The sequence below is a fragment of the Bradyrhizobium sp. SZCCHNRI3043 genome, from assembly GCF_032377735.1.
Lineage (GTDB): Bacteria > Pseudomonadota > Alphaproteobacteria > Rhizobiales > Xanthobacteraceae > Bradyrhizobium.
This window is the reverse complement of record NZ_JAUHID010000001.1, coordinates 1108058-1129584: the sequence shown is the minus strand read 5'-3', so window position 1 is coordinate 1129584 and position 21527 is coordinate 1108058. Positions and strand designations below refer to the sequence as shown.

Annotated in this window: 17 protein-coding genes; 8 read left to right on the top strand and 9 right to left on the bottom strand. The window is 62.1% G+C overall.

All coding sequences use genetic code 11. The annotated features are described in order from the left end of the window. Positions 1-71: 71 nt before the first annotated feature. The 3 genes from QX124_RS05455 to QX124_RS05445 form a co-directional block, all read right to left on the bottom strand. Complete coding sequence (locus QX124_RS05455) at positions 72-809, bottom strand: esterase/lipase family protein (protein ID WP_315796629.1); 738 nt, start codon at positions 807-809, stop codon at positions 72-74. Then, positions 809-4234 carry an acyl-[ACP]--phospholipid O-acyltransferase gene (locus tag QX124_RS05450; protein ID WP_315796566.1) on the bottom strand — a complete coding sequence of 1142 codons (3426 nt, stop codon included), beginning with the start codon at positions 4232-4234 and terminating at the stop codon, positions 809-811. Before QX124_RS05450 ends, QX124_RS05455 begins: the two co-directional genes overlap by 1 nt. A gap of 728 nt (positions 4235-4962) precedes the next feature. Further along, positions 4963-7050, bottom strand: coding sequence for a molybdopterin oxidoreductase family protein (locus tag QX124_RS05445; protein ID WP_315739027.1), 2088 nt, complete (start codon positions 7048-7050; stop codon positions 4963-4965). Positions 7051-7427: 377 nt separating this feature from the next. Here QX124_RS05445 and QX124_RS05440 point away from each other — a divergent pair, with 377 nt between their 5' ends. From QX124_RS05440 to QX124_RS05430, 3 genes are read left to right on the top strand one after another with little or no spacing between them, the layout of a single operon-like run. Then, the gene (locus QX124_RS05440; protein ID WP_315756124.1) at positions 7428-8114 is read left to right on the top strand and encodes a GntR family transcriptional regulator; all 687 of its coding nucleotides are present in this window, start codon (positions 7428-7430) and stop codon (positions 8112-8114) included. Positions 8115-8169: 55 nt separating this feature from the next. Then, positions 8170-9168 carry a TRAP transporter substrate-binding protein gene (locus tag QX124_RS05435; protein ID WP_315796565.1) on the top strand — a complete coding sequence of 333 codons (999 nt, stop codon included), beginning with the start codon at positions 8170-8172 and terminating at the stop codon, positions 9166-9168. 36 nt (positions 9169-9204) lie between these two features. After that, positions 9205-9345 (top strand): hypothetical protein, encoded by a 141-nt coding sequence (locus QX124_RS05430; protein WP_315782842.1) that lies wholly within the window; start codon positions 9205-9207, stop codon positions 9343-9345. Positions 9346-9536: 191 nt separating this feature from the next. On the opposite strand, the gene QX124_RS05425 is transcribed toward QX124_RS05430, so the two are convergent. Next, positions 9537-10268 carry a Crp/Fnr family transcriptional regulator gene (locus tag QX124_RS05425; RefSeq protein WP_315739031.1) on the bottom strand — a complete coding sequence of 244 codons (732 nt, stop codon included), beginning with the start codon at positions 10266-10268 and terminating at the stop codon, positions 9537-9539. 571 nt (positions 10269-10839) lie between these two features. Continuing rightward, positions 10840-11553, bottom strand: a complete 714-nt coding sequence (locus QX124_RS05420; protein ID WP_315782844.1) for a helix-turn-helix domain-containing protein — start codon at positions 11551-11553, stop codon at positions 10840-10842. Between the two features lie 141 nt (positions 11554-11694). Between QX124_RS05420 and QX124_RS05415 the strand changes: the two genes are divergently transcribed. After that, a complete protein-coding gene (locus tag QX124_RS05415; protein ID WP_315756127.1) occupies positions 11695-12012 on the top strand; it encodes a cytochrome c in 318 nt (105 codons plus the stop codon). A gap of 10 nt (positions 12013-12022) precedes the next feature. On the opposite strand, the gene QX124_RS05410 is transcribed toward QX124_RS05415, so the two are convergent. The 3 genes from QX124_RS05410 to QX124_RS05400 are packed head-to-tail and all read right to left on the bottom strand — an operon-like array spanning position 12023 to position 15045. Continuing rightward, the gene (locus QX124_RS05410) at positions 12023-13123 is read right to left on the bottom strand and encodes an ABC-type transport auxiliary lipoprotein family protein (protein WP_315782846.1); all 1101 of its coding nucleotides are present in this window, start codon (positions 13121-13123) and stop codon (positions 12023-12025) included. Positions 13124-13126: 3 nt separating this feature from the next. Continuing rightward, positions 13127-13906, bottom strand: coding sequence for an ABC transporter ATP-binding protein (locus tag QX124_RS05405; protein ID WP_315739035.1), 780 nt, complete (start codon positions 13904-13906; stop codon positions 13127-13129). 2 nt (positions 13907-13908) lie between these two features. Then, positions 13909-15045 carry an ABC transporter permease gene (locus QX124_RS05400; RefSeq protein WP_315782848.1) on the bottom strand — a complete coding sequence of 379 codons (1137 nt, stop codon included), beginning with the start codon at positions 15043-15045 and terminating at the stop codon, positions 13909-13911. 98 nt (positions 15046-15143) lie between these two features. Here QX124_RS05400 and QX124_RS05395 point away from each other — a divergent pair, with 98 nt between their 5' ends. Next, positions 15144-15476 (top strand): hypothetical protein, encoded by a 333-nt coding sequence (locus QX124_RS05395; RefSeq protein WP_315782850.1) that lies wholly within the window; start codon positions 15144-15146, stop codon positions 15474-15476. Further along, positions 15477-15980 (top strand): phage holin family protein, encoded by a 504-nt coding sequence (locus QX124_RS05390; protein WP_315796564.1) that lies wholly within the window; start codon positions 15477-15479, stop codon positions 15978-15980. Positions 15981-16023: 43 nt separating this feature from the next. On the opposite strand, the gene QX124_RS05385 is transcribed toward QX124_RS05390, so the two are convergent. Beyond that, positions 16024-18717, bottom strand: a complete 2694-nt coding sequence (locus QX124_RS05385; RefSeq protein ID WP_315796563.1) for a bifunctional acetate--CoA ligase family protein/GNAT family N-acetyltransferase — start codon at positions 18715-18717, stop codon at positions 16024-16026. Positions 18718-18967: 250 nt separating this feature from the next. On the opposite strand from QX124_RS05385, the gene QX124_RS05380 reads away from it, so the two are divergent. Both QX124_RS05380 and QX124_RS05375 read left to right on the top strand, forming a co-directional pair. Continuing rightward, positions 18968-19957 carry a zinc-dependent alcohol dehydrogenase family protein gene (locus QX124_RS05380; protein WP_315796562.1) on the top strand — a complete coding sequence of 330 codons (990 nt, stop codon included), beginning with the start codon at positions 18968-18970 and terminating at the stop codon, positions 19955-19957. Positions 19958-19979: 22 nt separating this feature from the next. Continuing rightward, complete coding sequence (locus QX124_RS05375) at positions 19980-21524, top strand: AAA family ATPase (protein ID WP_315796561.1); 1545 nt, start codon at positions 19980-19982, stop codon at positions 21522-21524. Positions 21525-21527 lie beyond the last annotated feature (3 nt).

Here is a 21527-nt window from a genome sequence, read left to right as displayed (position 1 = left end):
GCCTTGCCCGTTGCTTGATGTTGGATGCGAGATTGGCGCGGGATAGCCGCCGCGGGCAAGGAAAACTTGCGTCAGCTGGCCGCGCGGCGGCCGATCTCGGCGATGACACCGTGCAGCCGCGGACGCGCTGGATCGAACTGTCCGGTGTGCAGGAAAGCGATGGTCTGCCGGAACGACGTCGGATGCACCAGCAGGCCCATATGCGAGGCCTTGATCACGGTGTAGTCCGTCATCTCGGCGAGCTTGCAGCTCTCGACCGAGACACGGCCGTCGTTCGGCCATGGCAGCAGGAACAGGCCGGCGATCGGATCGAGGAAACGGTTGCCGGCGATCACGCCAATCTCGTAATCGGCGGGCGGCAGAGAGGCGAGCGTGACGTCTTTCGCCGTCACCAGCTGCAGGCCGGCCGGACCGAAATAGGTGCGATAGAGCCCGACATTCTGCAGCCGGTCGGCGAGCTCGCTGCCGCCATTGGGCGTTCCCAGCATGACGACACGGCCGAGCCGTGCCGGACGATGCTTCGCGATCGCGACCCGTGCCAGCAGCCCGCCCATCGAATGGGTGACGAAGTGGATCGGCCCGCCGATCCCCGCGGCAAAATCGGCGATGGCCGGGCGGATGTCTTCGGCAAGAAACTCGAGCGGCTTCTTGCGGCTTTCATAGTCGAGGTTCAACGTCGCAAAACCAGCTCGCTGCAGCCGCTTTTCCAGCGGACGCAGCATCAATGATCGGCCGGCGATACCATGCAGCAGAACGACCCCCGCGTCGCGGGGGCCAATGTGCTGAGAACGCCGGCGCAGCGATGCAATCACGCGACTTCCCGCTCTTCCGGCTCACGCTCGACCGTGGCTGTTGCCGCAATCGCCTCGGCGAGCGCCTTGGCGCCGACATAGTCGGTCTTGCCGGAACCGAGCAGCGGGATCTTGTCGACCACCATCACGACGGCCGGCACCGCCAGCTCCGGCGCGCCTTGCGCCTTGGCCTGGCGCTGCATCGCGGAGCGCTCGGCATCCTTCTGCGTCGTGATCAGCACGATGCGCTCGCCCTTGCGCTGGTCGGGAATCGAGACCGCGACCGATGCCGCTTGCGGCCATAGCGTCGCGGCAATCTGCTCAACCACCGTCAGCGACACCATCTCGCCGGCGATCTTGGCAAAGCGCTTGGCGCGGCCCTTGATCGTGATGAAGCCCTGCGCGTCGATGGTGACGATGTCGCCGGTGTCGTGCCAACCCTCCGGCAGTGCCTCCAGCACACCCGGATTTTCGGCTCTGACATAGCCGAGCATGACGTTGGGGCCGCGGACCGAGAGGCGTCCGCCCTCCTCGAGGCCCGGCACCTTGTCGAGCCGGTACTCCATCAGCGGCGACAGGCGGCCAACGGTGCCGACACGGTTGGCCATCGGCGTGTTCATCGCCAGCACCGGCGCGGTCTCCGTGACGCCATAGCCTTCGAGAACGCGGATGCCATAACGCTCCATGTAGATCTGCCGTGTCCGGTCCTTGACCGGCTCGGCGCCGGCGATGACCAGCCGCAGGGTGCGGAAATCATAGGCATGGGCGGAGCGCGCGTAACCAGTCAGGAAGGTGTCGGTGCCGAACAGGATGGTGGCACCGGTCTGGTAGATCAGTTCGGGCACGATCCGGTAGTGCAGCGGCGACGGGTACATATAGATGGGGATGCCCGCCAACATGGGCATCATCATGCCGCCGGTGAGGCCGAAGGAGTGGAACACCGGCAAAACATTGAACACAAGATCGTTAGCGTTGGCGTCAACCCTCGCCAATGCCTGCGCAGCATTCGCCAGAATGTTGCGATGGGACAGGACAACGCCCTTCGGCGTGCCTTCCGAGCCGGACGTGAACAGAATCACGGCCGGGTGGTCGGCATTGCGGGCGACGCGCGGCTTGGTGCCGTCGATCATCCCCTTGATCTTGTCGGCCAGGCTGACCGAGGCCTTGACGTCCTCGAGATAGACCAGACGGGCCTGCCCCTCGATCGCTGCGATCAGCTTGTCGAGCTTGCCCTTCTCGATGAAGGCCCGCGACGTCAGAACGGTCGTGACCTGCGCCGCCTTCATCGCCGCCAGCACGTTCACCGGGCCGGCGGAGAAGTTCAGCATTGCCGGCACGCGGCCGATCGACTGCAGCGCCATGAAGACGACGGCGACGCCGGCGGAGTTCGGCAGCAACAGGCCGATGTTCTCGCCCACCATCGTGCCCTGCTCGAGCTTGCGGCTGAGCACCTGCGAGCCAAGCAGCAGCTTGCGATAGGTCAGCTTGGTGCCGAGCGGATCCTCGATCATCACCTTGCCGGTATCGTGGTCGCGATGGGCATGGGCGAGCGCCTCGAACAGCGTCCGATCCAGCATGGCGTTCTTGACCATGGCTTCGATCATCACGTCCTGCAGCGCAGCGCCAGCTGCATTGCGGCGGGTCTTGCCCTTGAGAGCCGCATCGATGGTGAGCTTCACCGGCGGCAGGATCGTCACCGTCACCTTGGGAAACCACGAGCGCTTGATCTGGCCATCCTTGAGATAGCTGAGATGCGAGCGCTGCGCGCCCTCGATGCGGACCGGCACCACGACGGCGTCGGCCTTGTCGGCGATCATCGCGGTGCCGTCATAGACCTTCATCAGCGAGCCCGACACCGTGATGCGGCCCTCCGGGAAGATCACCACCGGCTCCTGGCTGGCGACCAGCTTGATCAGATCGCGAGCACCGAGCGGCTTGGTCGGGTCGATCGTGATGTGGCTCACAAGTTTCAGGAAGACCTTCGCCCACCAGGCCTTGGAGATCCCGGTGTCGACGGCGAAGGTCGCATCGATCGGCAGCACCGCGTGGAGCAGCGGGCCGTCGATCAGGCTGACATGGTTCGGCGCGATCAGCATGCGGGTGCCGGCCGGCGGCAGGTTCTCCAGCCCGCGCACCTCGGTGCGGAACAAGGCCCGAAACAGCATCGCGCCGAAGTCGCGCACGCCCTCTCTGCCCCATTTGGTGAGCACGAACCAGACGGCGCCGAAGCTCGCCAAGGCCAGACCGAAGAAGATCCAGGCGATCGAGACGCCTGCAGCCTGCAGGCCAGCCACGCCCAGCGAGCCGACCACCATGAAAGCGGCCTGCAGCACGTTGCCGGCGGCGATGACCCGGGCGCGCTCGGTGGGCTCCGACCACGCCTGCACAGCGGCGAACGCAGGAACCACGAAGAGGCCGCCGCCGAAGGCGAACAAGGCGAAATCGAACAGCATGCGCGAGCCTGACCAGGAGCCGATGAATCCCAGCGGCGTGATTCCCGTTGCGATCTCCGTCGTGCCGATCGCCCAGGACAAGTCGAGGCCGAGCACGCCCATGATGATGGCGCCAATCGGCACCAGCGCAAGATTCGGCCTGACGTGGCTAAGATGCGCGGCGAACAGCGAGCCGATCGCGATGCCGACCGCAAAGATGGCGAGACACAGGGTGACGACGCCCTCGGTACCGCCGACGACGTCCTTGACCAGGGCCGGCAGCAGCGACAGCACGACGGCACCCACCAGCCAGAACCAGGACACGATCACCATGCCGTCCCACAGCCGGGGCGCGGCATGTAACGACTTCAGAAGGTGCAAGGTCGAGGTCCAGGGGTTGGCTGTGATCCGCAGATCCGGCGCGGACGGCACCGTGTGCGGGATGCGCGAGGCGGAGGCCCAGGAGATGACGGCAAGGCCGATCACCGCGAGAGCGACCCAGCCCATGTGCGAGGAGCCGGAGACAAGCTGGCCGCCGGCGATGGTGCCAATCAGGATGGCCATGAAGGTCGCACCTTCCACTAGCGCATTGCCGGTGGCGAGCTCACCGACCGTCAGCTGGTCCGGCAGCATGGCGTATTTCACCGGGCCGAACAGCGCGGCGATGACACCGAACATGCCGAGGGCGACGAACAGCAGCGGGATCGAATGCATGAAGAAACCCAGCGCCGCGAAGCCGGCAGCGAATATCTCGGCGAACTTCAGCCTGCGCGCGACGATGCCCTTGACGTACCTGTCGGCCAACTCGCCGCCGAGTCCCGAAAGAATGAAGAATGGGAAGATGAACACCGCACCGGCCACGGTCACCAGCGCATCGCCATGCACGGCCATGGCGCCATAGAGCAGCATGATGACGAGCGCATTCTTCAGGACGTTGTCGTTCAGCGCCGAGGAGAATTGCGCCCAGAACAGCGGGGCAAAACGGCGCGACGACATCAACTGCTTGATCATGGTCGTTTCCTGGTGTGCTGCGGCGGCTCGGCCGCAAGGATGGCAAGAGTCTTGAAGGTTGGTGATGAAATGAGGTGGTGCCGGTGATGCACCCTGTTAGACGCGGTCATGCGGTCTGCCGTTCTGTTGTTGGCCGCCGACCAGCACGAAGAGTAGCCCGAAGGTCGTGTGCAAAAGGCTTATCCAGACCGAGGGCAGCTGGACGGAGGTTATGGGACGCGAGGACATGGTGACCGCTTCCTTGCGTATGAGCCGGGGATTTGAGCCGTGATCAACTCAGCTCACTCAGGTAGTGGAAGCAGCCGAACAGGCCACAGCGGCGAGGCCGGCGTCCCCCGCGAGCAGCTGCGCGAAAAAGCCGGTCTCCGGGCACCCGCCTTGCGCGCCGCGCGGCCAGCAGGCCGGCAACGTCACAGGCGTTGGCGATGCGCTCAACGCGTGCCGCCACAAGGTGAGACGCAGCCCGAGCCAAACCGTTCAGCAACGGCTGGAGATCGACGACGGGAAAAAGCTGCGGACCGCGAAAGCTGAGAGCCGGCATGGGATCACTCCTTCAATTTTGAGCAACGCTCAAAATAGATATCGCAAAAATGAGCGCCGCTCAAGAAGATTCGATAATGCGGAGCGATTGGGTAAACGAAGTCTTCCCGGCCGCGGCCAGTACACTAAGACATGACATCAAGCCATTGATTCTAAAAAATATTTTCGATGACCCGTCCAGGTCGGCGTCACCCGGCCGATTTGCGCAGCCAGACCTTGTTGTCGTGAAAGGCCGCGCCCCCGATCGGCGCGACGGTGTCGGCAGCGGTGAGCACGTTGATGCCCCGCCCCCCGACATGGGCGCGATTGGGATGGATGGATTCGGCGATCAGCACCCCGCGCCGGACTCCGTCGAACAGCCGGGCCGCAAGCGAGGTCTGGCCACGCTCATTGCCGAGCGTGACGATATCGCCGTCGACAATGCCAAGCGGGGCTGCATCGAGCGGATGGATCATGACGGAGGGTCCCCCTTCCCGCGCCTGCGACGATGGCGTCTCGTTGAAGGAGGTGTTGAGGAACGAGCGCGCGGGGCTGGTCGCAAGCCGAAACGGATGCTGCTGATCGACCTCTTCGGTCACCGCCCAATGGTCGGGCAACGACGGCATGCGTTCAGGATTGCCCATGACGCGGCCGAATAGTGGATGCGCCCAGTCGGCCTTGAAGTGAAATTTCCCGTCGCTGTGCGCGAAGCCGTCGAGATAGTGCGAGGTGCGGAAGTCCGGCTGAAGGTCGCGCCAGACATCGGCCTCGAGCCCGGCGATATCGCCATGGCCGCTCTTCTTCAACGTCGCATCGATCAGCTCGCGCGGCGACATCTCGAAGCCCGGATGCACCGCCCGCAGCCGGCGCGCCAGGCCCTGCAGCACCTCATGATTGGACCGGCACTCGCCGGGCGGGTCGATCAGCTTCGGTCCGATCGAAATGTGCTGATGGCCGCCGCCGTAATAGAGATCGTCATGCTCCATGAACATCGTGGCGGGCAGCACGATATCCGCCATCTGCGCCGTCTCGGTCATGAACTGCTCGTGGACCGCGACGAAAAGATCCTCGCGCGCAAATCCGTTGCGAACCAGCTCCTGCTCGGGCGCCACCGTCATCGGATTGGTGTTCTGGATCAGCATCGCCTTGACCGGCGGACCGCCGCACAACGCTGCTCGATCCCCGGTGAGGATACGCCCAATCTGCGACTGATCGAGAAAGCGGGTGGAATGATCGACGGCATCATGGCCCTCGATGATCGATTCATCGAAATGCCACAGCGCCGCGTTGTTGAAGAAGGCTCCGCCTCCCTCATACTGCCAGGCGCCGGTCACCGCGGGAATGCACGATGCCGCATGCATCTGCGTCGCGCCGTTCCTGCTGCGAGTGAAACCATAACCCAGTCGGAAGAAAGTCCGCTTCGTCTCTCCGACCAGACGGGCGAACGCCTCGATTTCGGCCACGGGAACGCCAGAGATTTGCGATGCCCATTGCGGCGTCCGGGTCTCCAGATGCGCTTCGAGTTCGGCAGGACAATCCGTGTACTTCTCCATATAGGCGCGGTCGGCATAGCCATCGCGAAACAGCACGTGCATCACGCCGCAGGCAAATGCGCCGTCGGTCCCAGGTCGCAGGATGACCTTGATGTCGGCCTGCTTCATGGTCTCATTGTCGTAGACATCGATCGCCGCGATCTTGGCGCCTCGTTCCTTCCGGGCGCGCGCCGCATGAGTCATGACATTGACCTGCGTGTTCACCGGGTTCGTGCCCCAGATCACGACCAGATCCGAGAGCGCCATCTCCCGCGGATCGACGCCGGCAATCTTCCCGGTGCCGATGGCAAAGCCGATGCGCGCGACATTGGCGCAGATCGTCGAGTAGAACCGCGAGTACTTCTTCACATGGGTGAGACGGTTGAGGCCATCGCGCATCACGAGACCCATCGTGCCCGCGTAATAATATGGCCAGACCGACTGAGCGCCAAAGTCGCGCTCCACCTGGAGAAACCGCTCGGCGATCACGTCCAACGCCTCGTCCCAGGAGATGCGTGCAAATTGCCCTGAGCCTTTCGGGCCGACGCGACGCATCGGATGCATCAGCCTCTCAGGATGATGAATCCGCTCGGCATATCTCGCGACCTTGGCGCAAACCACGCCAGCCGTATAGGTCTGCCGTTTCGAGCCGCGAACGCGGCCGATCGTCTTTCGATCGAGCACCTCGACGTCGAGCGCGCAGGCCGACGGACAATCGTGCGGGCAGGTGGAATGGCGGATGTCGACCCGAGTCTGCTGGTTCATGCCCGATTCGTAGCACCAAAGAATGCGTCCGCCGAGAGCATTCGCGAGGCATTCGCATGAACAAGATTCGTGCGTGTCTGCTCCACCGCAAACGTTGGGCCTGTTTCTGGACGCGGCAAGTCACCATCGACAACAACCGATCCGCCGCCAGGGGCAAGGTGAAGACTGCATCAAAAGACGATAGGCTTCTGTTGCGCGCTCGGGGGCGCTCTCCTGCGAACGATCTACGTCGCAGCGCACCATGCCCAGCCCTCAGCTGACCGGCAATTTCGATTGCAAAGCCAGCTTCATATATTAATATATCAGTTGAGGAAACGCACATGTCCAGTCGAGCCCCGAGGAAAATGGCCCCAGCGCCACGGCCTGTGGTTGCCCGCATGCGCCGCAATGGTCGGCCCCGCGGCGCGACAGCAGCGTCACGCATCTACACCGATCTCAGGTCCGAACTCGTGTCGCTCGTGCGCCTGCCGGGGGAGCCGATCTCGGAAGCGCAGATTGCGACGACCTATGGTGTCAGCAGGACACCGGTCCGCGAGGCCATTCTGAAACTCTCGGATGAAGGGTTGGTCGAGATCTTTCCGCAGTCCGGCATCTTCGTCTCGCGCATTCCGGTCGCAGCACTCCCCGAGACCATCATCATCCGAAAGTCTCTCGAAGAGACCACCGCTCGGATGGCCGCCGAGCATGCGACATCGAGCCAGTTGCTCAACCTTCATGCGACCCTCGAACGTCAGCGCGAGGCCTGTGCCGCAAAGGATCGCGAAGCCTTCCACCAGGCGGACGAGATGTTTCACGCTGGCATCGCCGAGGTCGCGGGCTATCCCGGGATCTGGAAACTGATCGTTCAGGTCAAGGTTCACGTCGACCGCTATCGTCGACTGACCCTGCCGCAGATCGGACGGATGGCCGAAGTGATCGCAGAGCACGAACCAATCCTTCAGGCCATCGAGCGGCGCGATCCGGATCGTGCCCGGGCTGCCATGGCGAGTCATCTGGAACGCCTGCTCGACGACATCTCTGAAATTCAGACCAAGAATCCAGAGTATTTCGATCAACCAAGCTAACGAGATGATCGCATCGAACCTTGCGGCGACACGATCATTCCGTCGGAGAGACGCCATGAAAAGACGCGATTTCATCAGATTGAGCGTGGGCTTTGCGGGCGTTGCAACGCTGCCGCCGATCTCGGCCGCCCTTGGGCAATCGAAGGCGGTGTTCAAGGCATCCGACGTTCAGCCGCCGGGTTATCCGACGGTTGCAGCAACAGAAAACCTCGGCAAAAAGCTTACAGCGGCAACCAACGGCAGGCTGTCGATCCAGATGTATCCCTCCGCTCAGCTCGGCGGCGAGAAAGAGACCATCGAGCAGACCCAGATCGGGGCGATCCAGATGCTGCGGGTCAGCGCCGGCGCGCTCGGCCCGATCGTCGACGACGTCAACGTCGTCAACATGCCCTTCCTGTTCAAGAGCATCGAACATTCTGAAAAGATGATGGACGGTCCGATCGGTCAGGACCTTCTGGACCGCGTCAGCGCCAATGCCAGCGCAAATCTCGTCGCACTCTGCTGGATGAATTCGGGCGCGCGCAGCATCTACAACACCAGGAAGCCCATCAGGACGGTCGAGGACGTCAAGGGGCTGAAGATCCGTGTGATCGGCAATCCCATCTTCATCGACATGATGAACGCGCTTGGCGGCAACGGCGTCGCGATGGGCTACGATCAGGTCTTCAGCGCGCTGCAGACCGGCGTGATCGACGGGGCCGAAAACAATCCGCCGAGCTACGTCTTCAGCAATCATTACACGGCAGCGAAGTACTATTCGCTCACCCAGCATCTCGTCATTCCGGAAATCCTCGTGTTCTCGAAGCGGTCCTGGGCAAACCTGTCGACCGACGACCAGACCTTGATCAAGAAGTTCGCGCGCGAAGCGCAGATGGAGGAGCGCGAACTCTGGAAGGCCTACGAGCGGGAAGCGATTGAGAAGGCCAAGGCCGGTGGCTCCGAGATCGTCGAAATCGCCAACAAGGCGCCGTTCCAGAAGGCCGTGAAGCCGGTCTGGGACAAATACGGTCCGAAGTACCAAGAAATGATCAAGCGCATTCAGGACATCGCATAGACCGCACGCTCGGTTCGGACGATCAAGAGGCTTACGATGGCCGGACTCTATCGCCGGGCGATGGATGCGCTGTATCCCGCTTGCGTCATCGTGGGCGTAACGGCGCTCGTGCTGATCTCAGCCGTCATCACTTGGGCGGTCTTCACCCGCTACGTCCTGAACAGCGCGGCTTCCTGACCCGAAGCGATGGCCGTCCTGTTGTGCTGGTGCCACCAAACCATAAACGCCGTCCTTCACGCGCTCGCGGCCGGCGAGACGATCTCGATCAGCGCGCTGTTCATGTCCGCCCCCAGGGGAAATCCAGCTCGCCGTCGGCGGGATACGGCCATCACCGGCTAGGTAGGACGTCGGAAAATGCCTCGCCGCCTCTACTCGTCTTCGTCTTGACCGGCCTCCGCCAATCCGCGTAACGGCTCGGGATTCAGAAGCACGATCGCCCCGTGCTCGAGGCGGACCCAGTCCCGCGCGGCCCATGCACGCAACTGCTTGTTGATGCTCTCCCGCGTCATGCCGACCATTTCGCTGATCTCCTGCTGAGTGATGGCGATGGTGCGGCTTGCGGTATCCAGCTTGCGCTTGTCGGTCAGGCCGAGCAGCGCACTGGCAAGGCGGCGGGGGAGATCCTGAAGGATGACCTGCTCGACCTGGTCGCTGGTCCAGCGCAGCCGATCGCAAAGCAGCTCGATGAATTTCATTGCCAGCACCGGCTGGCTCTTCACGAACGGCAGGAATTCGCGCCGATCGATGACCAGAATCTCGCAGTTCGTATTGGCCGTTGCGTCGGCTGTGCGTTCTCGGCCGTCGAGCACGGCGACTTCGCCGAATATCTCACCCGCGCTGATCAGGTTCAGGATGGCATTGCGGCCGTCGGGCGACGAGACACTGATTTTGACGGTGCCACTGATCACGGCATACAAGCTTGAGCCAGGATCGCCTTTTGAGAAGATGGTTGAACCGCGCTTGAGCGATGTCGGCTTGGCGTAGCGGCAGAGCTGATCGACCGCATCGGCCTCGAGTTCACGAAAAATCGGATGCTGACGCAGCACCGACAGTTTGCCGTTGTTGGTAGGTCGGACGCTCGCCCGCTTTTCCTCAGTCACACCGCATCTCCCAGGCGTCCGAATACCGCCGCCCAAGGGAGCTGTCCAAAGCCGGTGGCCAAGGCCCCCGCGGATGTCAGGGGACTATGGACACGCCTACAGCCACCAGCAAAGACGATCCCTCGGACTTGCGACCACCGATCCTCGATTTCATTGCACTTCGGAATACGGCAGATCGGCGGATTGTCCAGGAAAATGCGGCGAACGCTCAAGGCGAAGCCATCTGCCAATCGACGCCGGAGGCGTTTCCGCCCCCGAGAGGCGGCCCGGCATACATTGTGCAGCGCGTGAGAGTCGTCCAGCCGCCCGTCGGACCAGCAGCGCTACTCTTCTGAGCGCAAGATGCCGCAGCCCAAGGGCAGCCTGTACCTCACACCCGATGTCTTGTCTGTGAATCAGCCCAAAGCAGGACCGCAGCGAACCCGACAAAAACCCCCACAACTGCAAAGCTGACCATCATAGCGTCGAGCGGCATGTCTCTCTCCCCTGTTCGAGTTTGAGACACAGTTCCCTATCGGCTGCGCGGCAGTCCTTGATCCAGATCAATGCAATGCGGGTTTCGCCAGCGACGTCAGGCAGCAGCCATAGCTTCAGCTCGCGCCGAATCTCGAAGCGAGACGCCCCCGGGCAGGATCGCGATGATGCCCTCCCGTTCGAGCTTCGTGAACGTTCGACTGACGGTCTCGATGGTGAGCCCGAGATAGTCGGCGATATCCTGCCGACTCATCGGCAACGGTACCATGTTAGAGGGTCCCCGAAGCTCCACCAGCCGGTCCCTCCAGCCAACGAGGAATGTCGCGACCTTCTCCTCGGCTGATCGGCGTCCGAGAAGTACCATGTGATCACGCGCCTGATTCAGCTCCTGCACGGCCAGTTCGTTCATCCGCCGCAGCAGGTTCGGCTTGTCCTCGGCAAAGCGTCCGAACGGTCCCTTTGCGAACTGGCAGACGGTGACGGGACCGATTGCGTCGGCCGAAAATCCATGCCGTTCCTCCGTCGTCATGCCGACGAAGTCGCCAGGCAGCGCAAATCCGACGATCTGCCTGCGTCCGTCGGGGAGAAGCTTGTAGAGCCTCATGACCCCATCCAATAAATTGTAGAAGCAGGACGACGTATCTTCTTGCGCGAAAACCGTCTCGCAGGTCGTAAAATGGGCCCGGCGGCTGAGCTGCTCGAATTCACGCATTTCGAACTGGTCGAGCGACGCACAGACACTGAATCCCCGCACGGCACAATCGGCACAGGCCTGCCCATGGAAATCGACTGCAACAAGAGACGTCTTCATACGGGGCTCCGCTGGGCCAAGCGCAAGGATATAATGATTGCATTCTAACGGACGCTCGAAGTTCCGATTGATTCAAATCAAACGAACCAACAATCCGGGCCCTATCGTGGCCGCCATTGCCAGCGCCAACGGACATTGTGAATGCAGCGGCTTGTTCTGTGCCACCTTCTCGCCGCGATAGCGTTGGTGACACCCTCCTACGCGGCGTCGACGTCGCAGCAACGTGGGCAGGCCTTCGCGAAGGCCCACTGCGCACGATGTCATGCCATCGGTCGAACGGGAGAGAGTCCCTTCGAACCGGCACCCCCGTTCCGAAACCTGCATCTCCGCTACCCGATCGAATCATTGGGCGAAGCGCTCGCGGAGGGGATCGTGACTGGTCACCCGGCCATGCCCCAATTCCAGCTTGCGCCGCCGCAGATCCACGATCTGCTCTCGTATTTGAAGAGCTTGGAATAGCCCCGTCGATTCAAAGCGCCTGTATCGTCCAGGTCAGAATCGACTTGGCAACCCGGCCGAAGGCCTCGTTGAAGGCGGACACGGCACCAGCAGGATCAAGCCGCGCAACGGGCTGGTTTTCGTCAAACAGCCGTGACGCGATGACCTTGCCGTTCTTGTCGACGAGGCGAGCCGACAGACCAATCTCCGCCGCGGCGGTGTCGCCATTGATACGGAAACGGCGGACATCGATCAGCAGCTGAAAATCCGGCTGGCCGAGATCGGATGTCCGCAGCGGAGCGTGGGCCACATCGTAATTCTCGAAGGCATCGATCAGACGTGACTGCAATAACTTGGGGATGCTGTCAGCCCAGAGGAAATCACCGAACCCCGGGTAGTCCTTTGTCGGCGTGAACAACATGCGCTGAGTCTGCAGCATCGCCACGGCCGTGGGCTCAGGAATCGCGAGCTGACCCTTGATGGTCTTGTTGACCGGCCCCAGTTCTCGCGGCGCGCTCAGATCATAGGTGACCTTCTGTGCTGGAGCGCCGCCTCCCGTCATTTTTTCCAGACCCGAGACGATTCCATCGAGCTTGCCGGTATTCCGCGCAAGGCCGTCCGAGAATGTCTTGAGGTTGGCGATCGTGTCTTTGAGCGGCCCGGCATTCTCCGCAAGCACTGCGTCGACGCGCCGCAGGGCGTCCCGGGCGGCCTGCGTCATGCTTTGTCCGGCGCCCGGTTCTGCAATCAGTGTCGATATGGCACTCGCCGCTCCTGCCGACGAGCCGCCCTCCAGCGCGATCACCGGCACTCCTGTCAGCCCCTGGAATTCCAGACCCACCTTGGTGTCGGCGCGCACGGGAGTCGTCGACGCCACGGAAATCGTTGCGTTGACCCGACGCGGATCGTTCGGCGCCAGGCCCAGCTCAGTCACCTCGCCGACCCGAATTCCGTTGAACAGAACGGCAGCCCCGACCAGCAGGCCGGGCACTGAGCCCTCGAACTGCACGTGATAGGTCGTGCGAGGCCCGAGTCCTCCAGTGTTGTTGAGCCAGTAAACGAAGCCAAAGATCGCGACGATGGCCGCCAGCACGAAGCCGCCGATGACAGCGAAAGGCGCACGGGTTTCCATCTTTCAACTCGCTTTTGGTTGCAGCATCTGGGATCGCTTGCCGTGAAAATAGGCTCTGACCCAAGGGTGTTCTGATCGAAGGAGATCGCTCATAGGGCCAATTGCCACGATCTTGCCGTCGGCCAAAGCAGCGACCCGGTCGCAGACCGTGTTCAGACTGGCGAGATCGTGCGTCACCATGAACACCGTCAATCCCAACGTCAGTTGGAGCGTCTTGATCAGGGCGTCGAAATCGCCGGCGGAAATCGGATCGAGGCCGGAGGTCGGCTCGTCAAGAAATACGATCGCCGGATCGAGAGCGAGGGCGCGCGCCAGCGCGGCGCGCTTCGTCATGCCGCCGGATAGTTCGGCTGGGAATTTATCACCGTCCTCTGCGCGAAGGCCGACCATTTCGAGCTTGGCTATCGCGATCTCATCCATCAAGCCCTGCGACATCTGCAGGCTCTCGCGCAGCGGAAATTGAACGTTCTGTTTGACCGTCAGAGACGAGAACAGAGCTCCCTGCTGGAACAGAATTCCCCAACGCCTCGCCGCAGCCTGTGTCGTCCGCTCTTCGGCGCCACCAAGGGGTGTCCCCATGACCTCGATGGTCCCGCTGCGCCGAGGAATGAGGCCGATGATCGTCCGCATCAGGACGGATTTCCCGCCGCCTGACGCGCCAACCAAACCGAGAATCTCACCGCGACGAACGTCGAGCGAAAGATCGTTCAGAACGAGCTGCCGGCCGAACCCGACGACGAGATCGGTCACGCGGATCGCGCTGGACACTCCAAGATCATCCATTGCTACATTCCAATGGACGCAAAAAACACGGCGAATAGACCATCGAGCACGATAACCAGGAAAATGGATTTCACCACGGATGTCGTGGTTTGTTGCCCCAGCGATTCGGCACTACCTTTCACACGAAGTCCTTCACTGCAGGCGACAATGCCGATCACCAAGGCCATGAACGGGGCCTTCAATATTCCCACTTCGAAATGGGTGACCGAGATGGCATCGTGTAGCCGGGCGATGAAGATTGCCGGTCCCATGCCACCATAGAGCTGGGCCACCAGCCCTCCCCCATACAGGCCAGCCATCGAGCCGATGAAGGCGAGAATTGGCAAGGTCAAGATCAACGCAACGATGCGGGGCAGGATCAGCACCTCGACGGGATCCAGCCCCATCGTCACCAGCGCATCGATCTCCTCGCGCATCTTCATCGATCCAAGTTCCGCCGTGTAGGCGCTTCCCGATCGCCCTGCCACCATGATCGCGACGATCAGAACGCCAAGCTCGCGCAGGACCAGAATTCCCACCATATCGACCACGTAGGATTCGGCACCAAAACGTCGAAAATGGAAGATCCCCTGCTGGGCGATGATGGCGCCGATCAGGAAAGTGATCAACGCCACGATTGGAATAGCCTGCCATCCGATGCGGTACATCTGATAGACGAGAGAGGTCACGCGCAAAGATCGCGGCCGACGTAGCGTCCGCAGCAGAGCAAAGGACAGCGCGGCCAACATGTCCAGGAACACTTTGACGTCCTGGGCTGCCCCCAGACTCGAACGACCGAGGTCCGTGAGTTTGGCGAGGACCGGATTCAGTCTCGGTGCCGGCTCGACCGCTCGTCGATTGACCTGCCGGACCTCCTCGACCAGGCCGATGTAGTTTTCTGCCACCCCGGTCATCTCGACCCGACGACCGCCAGCGGCGGCACGGCGGCTGAGCTTCTCGAGCAACCAGGCACCGACGGTATCGATCTCGCTCACGGCACCGAGATCAAGCTTCACGGCTTTCGCGCTGTTGACCCTGGTGCCGGCAGAGCTGGTCAAACTCTCGAGCTCCGCCACGTTGAGGGACACCCATGATCCGCTCGGACGAAGCTCAAGCACATCCTCCGTCGCAGCGGCCGTCAGTCCCGGATGAGCACGCAATTGGATGTCTCCCTCAGTCGGCGTGCCGAGGCACACCCGTTCCTAGATCCGGCCGATCTGCCTCGCTTGATCTGCGTCAATGCCGTCAGCGCAACGGGTTGAGCGAAATCAAGCATCGCGCCGGACTGCGTTCTACAGTGATTTTGGCGCGAGGACAAAACATGGCTATCGACCCGACGACGCTCAGGACCGAGTTGGACAGCCTGACGCGTGAGCTAAGCCAGCTGCTGCGGGGCGCGGGGGCGACGCGTGACAACCCGGACGCGCAACCAGCCGCCGGAATGCTCGCTGCAGCGATCGAGGCGCTGGACATGCGTCTAAGTGAGACAGACGTTCAGGTGGAGCGGATGATCAGGGACCGTCCGATCGTGGCGACAGCTTCGGCCTTCGCCCTCGGTCTTGCCGTTGGCCTCCTACTGCGGAGAACTTAAGTGGATACTGAGAATGTCGTTAAACATTTGCGCCTTCTCTGGCGGACGGACCGGGTCATTGCCGACATCAGGCTCCGGCACCTGCTCGTCGGGCTCGGCCTCCGGGCCTTTGCGGCGCTGATTGCCGTCTTTGGCCTCCTGATGTTCGAGCTGGCGGCCTATCTTGCATTGGTCCAGATCACCTCCGCGGTCGTGGCAGCCGCAGCACTCGGAGCCTGCAATGTCGCGATTGCGGCGATCCTGCTGATCATCGCATCCCGTGCACCGTCCGGCAGGGAACTCGAACTAGCCAACGAGATTCACTCCTCGTCCATGGACTCGCTGCAATTGGAAGCACGAGCTCTGCAGGCCCATATCTCGAGCGTGGTCAACCATCCGCTCAACAGCCTCATTCCGCTGCTCATCGTTCCCATTGCGACGATGATCATCAGAACTCTCCGCTCGCATGGCGGCTCCGAAGGCGAGGCGGCGAGCCCGCCGCCCAACGACCGCCGTGCGACTTGAACCCATCCTGCTGAAGCAGGTGAGAGGCAATCGAAGCCTGAGCTCAAAGCCTGAGCTTGACGTTGCAGAGGTCGCGTTCGGTCGGATCGGTTTTGACCTCGAAACCGAGGTTCCTGCACATCTCCAGCATGACGACATTCTCCTGCAGCACGTCGCCGGAAATCATCTTCAGGCCTTCGGCCTTGGCGTATTCGATGATCAGCTGCATCAACGCCCAGCCGAGTCCGCGTCCCTTGAGATCCGACCGCAACAGGATCGCGTACTCTCCGCTCTCGTAAACCGAGTCGGAGTGAATCCTCACGACGCCGACCAGTTCGTTGGTCGCTTCATCGAGAGCCACAAAAGCCATCGCGCGCGCATAGTCGAGCTGCGTCAGGCGCGCGATGAACTCGTGCGTGAACTCCTTCATGGGGGCAAAGAATCGAAGACGCAGGTCTTCCGCGGTGACATGCTTGAGGAACTCATGAATGGTTGGCTCATCCTCGGGTCGGATCGGTCGCGCAAGGATTCGCCAGCCGTCCTTGACCTGGAGATGCCGTTCCCATTGGCTCGGATACGGCCGAACGGCGAAATTCGACGGACCAGAGCCTTTGAATTTCGGCGGAACCCTGCCGACGGCGACGCGCGCATCGACGGCCATGACGCCGCTCTCGTCCGCGAGCAGCGGATTGATATCGAGCTCGCGAATGTCGGGAACATCTGCTGCAAGCTGCGCAAGCTTGACCAGCACCAGTGCGACTGCATCGGGCTTGACCGCCGGGACATCACGATAGGCGTGCAGCAATCGTGAGACGCGCGTCCGCTCGATGAGGTTGCGCGCCAGATGGAGATCGAGCGGAGGCAGACCGAGCGCTTTGTCGTTGATGATCTCGACGGCGGTACCGCCCCTGCCGAACACAATCACGGTTCCGAAGGTTGGATCGTCGGCAATGCCCATGATCAGCTCCCGCGCCTTGGCGCGGACGATCATGGCTTGCACGATCACGCCGGAAATCCGTGCGTCGGGCCGAACGGCCCTCGCGCGGGCCATGATCTCGTTCGCCGCGTTACGCACGGCCTCGGCCGTGGTCAGATTGAGCACGACACCGCCGACGTCGGACTTGTGAATGATGTCTCTCGACAAAATCTTGAGCACGACAGTTGTGCCCTGAGCGAACAACTGCACCGCATACCCGACCGCCTCGTCGACCGAAGACGCCGCGAACGTCGGCACCATCGCAATATCGTAGGCCTCCAGCAGGCGACTGATCTCGACCGGATCGAGCCAAGTCCTCCCGTCGGCGAGGGCCGTCGCTACAATTTTGCGGGCTGCCTCGACGTCGGGCGCAAAAGAGCTCGGCATCGCCGGCGGGACAGCGGCAAGCGATTCGACCACCTCCCGATGACGAACGAGATGCATGAAGCCACGAACGGCATCATCCTCGGTTGGGTAGTTCGGAATTCCTGCCCCGCTCAAGGTTTCGATGACCGGCTGCTCCGCACCGACCCATGCCGCCAGAACCGGCTTTGCCCAGCGCTGGTGCTGCTTTCGATAGGTACTGACGAACTCGGTGACAGCCGTGGCAATGGCGCTCGCGGATGCAATCGCGGTCTGAACGTTCATGACGAGAATTGCATCGTTGGCTTGATCGGCGAGCAGCGCCTCGAGCGCGAGCGTGTAGCGTGCGGCATCGGCATCGCCGACGATGTCGACCGGGTTGGATCCGGACCAGGTCGGCGGCAGGATGGCATCGAGTTTGTCGTGGACGACCGGCGAAAGTGCGGCAGGTACGCCTCCGAGCTCGACCAGTCGATCCACGGCGAGCACGCCGATCCCGCCGCCATTCGTGAGAATGGCGAGCCTCTTGCCCATGGGCGACTCCACCCGCCCCAGCGTTTCGGCGCAGTCGAACAGCTCGCGCAGATCGGAGACCCGCAGAACGCCGGCCCGGCGAAAAGCCGCATCGTAGACGGCATCCGCTCCCGCCAGCGCGCCCGTATGTGTCGCCGCAGCTCGCGCACCGACGGCACCGCGGCCCGATTTCACGACCACAACCGGCTTGACCCTTGCCGCCGCTCGCGCCGCGGACATGAACTTTCGAGCGTCCTTGACAGCTTCGATGTAGAGCAGGATCGCGCGGGTCCCACCGTCCAACGCGAAATGGTCCAGAAGATCTGCGAGATCGACGTCCAACTGGTCGCCGATCGAGACGATTCCGGAAAACCCAACACCGCGCTGAGCAGCCCAATCTACCATCCCCGCCGCGATAGCGCCGGACTGTGAAATGAGCGCCAGGCTGCCTACAACCGGCATGTGCGCCGAAAAGCTCGCATTGAGCTTGATGGTCGGCATCATGATGCCGAGACAGTTCGGTCCAATGAGGCGCATGCCGTATTTCTGCGCTGCCTTCTCGGTCTGGTCGGCAAGCGACCCCTCTCCGTGTCCCAGACCCGAGGTAATGATCAGAGCTCCTGCCGTCCCCAACGCGCCTGCGCGATCGATGAGATCCGGGATCGAAGGGGGTGGCGTCGTGATCACCACCAGTTCCGGCACGAACGCCAGTTCGGCGAGACTGCCAACGGCTGCGATATTGGATATCTCCCGATAGCGAGAATTGACCAGGCCAAGCTTGCCCTCGAACCGCGCCTTGACGATATTGTCGAGAATGGCCTTCCCTACCGAGTTCGGTCGCGGACTCCCTCCGATCAGAGCGATGGAGCGTGGCAAAAGCAGGTTCCGCAATCGGTAGGTCGACATTTGCACGTCCAACATCCGTTGGTGAAAGGCGGGTGAATCCCGAGGATTGATCTTAGTTTCAATCCGCAGCGGGTCTAGCGCGACTTATCATCCCAGCATAGTCACGGAGGCGATACCGCTCCGTTCCCTGACTGCACCTGCCGGCTCTGCTCGGTAGGCCGCAGTATTCGTACCAAGTCCTTGATGAGCATCAAACGATTGCCGGGCTGATTATCTTATTACCCTGCAACTTCGTCCGGGAGGCTCTCCGATGCGAGCGATGGTTCTGCGAAAGCCTGGAGCGCCTCTGCAGCCCGAGACGCTCGCGGACCCCGATCCTGGTCCCGGTGAGATCCGCGTCAAGGTCAGGGCATGCGGCGTGTGTCGCACTGACCTGCATGTGTACGACGGTGAGCTTCCCGACATTCGGTATCCGATCGTCCCCGGACACGAGATCGTCGGTCATGTCGACCAGATTGGTCCTGGCGTGACGACGCACAAGCTCGGCGCGCGCGTCGGAATTCCATGGCTGGGGCATACGTGCGGCCATTGCATGTTCTGCGCACGAGGTATGGAAAATCTCTGCGACCAGCCCACGTTTACCGGCTACACACGCAACGGCGGCTATGCAACCCACGCCGTCGTGGACGCAAATTTCGCATTCCCGCTCGACGGTTTGGAGGATGACATTGCCATCGCGCCGTTGCTGTGCGCCGGCCTGATCGGCTGGCGGTCTCTGGTCATGGCAGGGAAAGCCGAGAGGCTTGGCATCTACGGATTCGGCGCGGCCGGTCACATCGTTGCCCAGGTGGCCCGCTGGCAGGGGCGCCATATCTATGCGTTCACCCGCGAGCACGACCAAGCTGCGCAGGATTTCGCGCGCCAACTTGGCGCCACATGGGCCGGAGCGGCGGGCCAGCGTCCCGATGTTGCTCTGGACGCGGCCATCATCTACGCGCCGGCTGGCGAGCTTGTTCCGGCCGCTCTGCGGGCTGTTCGGAAGGGTGGCCGGGTGGTCTGCGCAGGTATTCATATGAGCGACATTCCGACGTTCCCGTATTCCCTCCTCTGGGGAGAACGCCAGGTCGTGTCTGTCGCCAACCTGACGCGACAAGACGGTCTCGATTTCCTGCGGGTCGCGCAGCAGGCTCAAATACGGACCCATACGACGCCCTATCCGCTGTCCGACGCAAATGACGTTCTGGCCCGCCTGAGGCGGGGTGACGTCGTCGGCGCGGCGGTGCTTATCCCGGACTTTTGAAGTGAACGTGGCAACACCGCCCATGGCATCACCATCCGATCAGGAACTGGTCTTCTCCTTCTTGGGCAATACCACCCGACATCCAGGTGTCCGCCGGATCGACACGCACGCGGCTTCCGTGTTTCTGATCGGTGACCGCGCCCTGAAGATTAAGCGCGCCGTTCGGCTGCCATTTTTGGACTATTCGACGCTCGATCAGCGCAAGGCCGCGTGCGCAAAGGAAATCGAGATCAATCACCCGTTTGCTCCGGACATCTATCTGCGTGTGGTCGCCATCACCAAGGCGCCTGACGGATCATTCGATGTCGATGGATCGGGCACTCCGGTCGAATATGCCGTCGAGATGCGTCGCTTCGATGACAGCCAGACGCTTGATCATCTTTCTCGCCGCCAGCAGCTGGACGCCGGATTGGGCGAGCGTCTGGCAGAGACGATCGCAGCGTCGCATGCAGTCGCCGTTCGGAGCTCCTCCAATGGGTGGACGGAGTCCATTCCGATTTGGATCGACGCATTCGTCGCCAGCTTTCGGACAGTCTCGCGATTTGGCGAAACGGAGGTCGAAGAACTCCGCGTCCTTTGCCACTCGGCCTTCGCACGTCTCCGACCCCTGCTCGAGCAACGTGCAAATGAGGGGCACGTGAAACGCTGCCATGGCGACCTCCATCTGGCCAACATCGTCCTCATTGACGACAAGCCGGTGCTGTTCGACGCCATCGAGTTCGACGACCGGATCGCCACGATCGACGTCCTCTACGATCTCGCCTTTCCACTGATGGACCTCTTGCACTTCGAGCAGCCGGTCGCCGCCAACCGTCTCTTGAACCGCTACCTCTCGACCGCAGCGCCTGACCAGACCGGAGGATTGGCTGCACTGCCTCTGTTCACGACGATCCGGGCCGCCATCCGTGCGCAAGTCTTTGTCGCAAGGCGCGACCGCGGTGATGCCGAACACTCGGACGCTGATCGCTCCGCAACGATCGAGACCGCAGAGAGCTACTTTCAACTTGCACGCAGCCTGATCCGGCCGGCAGAGCCGAGGATGATCGCGGTCGGAGGCCTGTCGGGAACGGGAAAATCTGCGCTCGCCCGGGCTCTCGCTCCTCTCTTGGTGCCTCCACCGGGAGCAATCGTGTTGCGCAGCGACGTGCTACGCAAGCAACTGTCTGGCGTGAAGGAAACCGAACGCCTCCCGGCTGCGGCCTATACGCCGGAATCGAGTGCTCGGGTCTATCGAGAGTTGACGACGCTGGCCGGCCGCGTGCTCTCACAAGGCTTCACGGTGATCGTCGACGCCGTGTTTGCACGTCCGGATGAACGACAGGAGATCCATGATCTCGCGAAGCGGCTGAAGGCGCCCTTTGCCGGCCTCTTCCTCGTCGCAGATTTACGCAGCCGGCAGGAGCGGATTCACCATCGAGTCGCCGATGCGTCCGATGCAACGATCGGAGTTACCGAGGATCAGGAACATTACGACATCGGCGCTCTCGATTGGCTCCAGGTCGATGCGTCAGGCACGGCTGAGACGACATTGGAGCGAAGCCTTTCATTGCTCCGGATCAGCGCCTGAGTC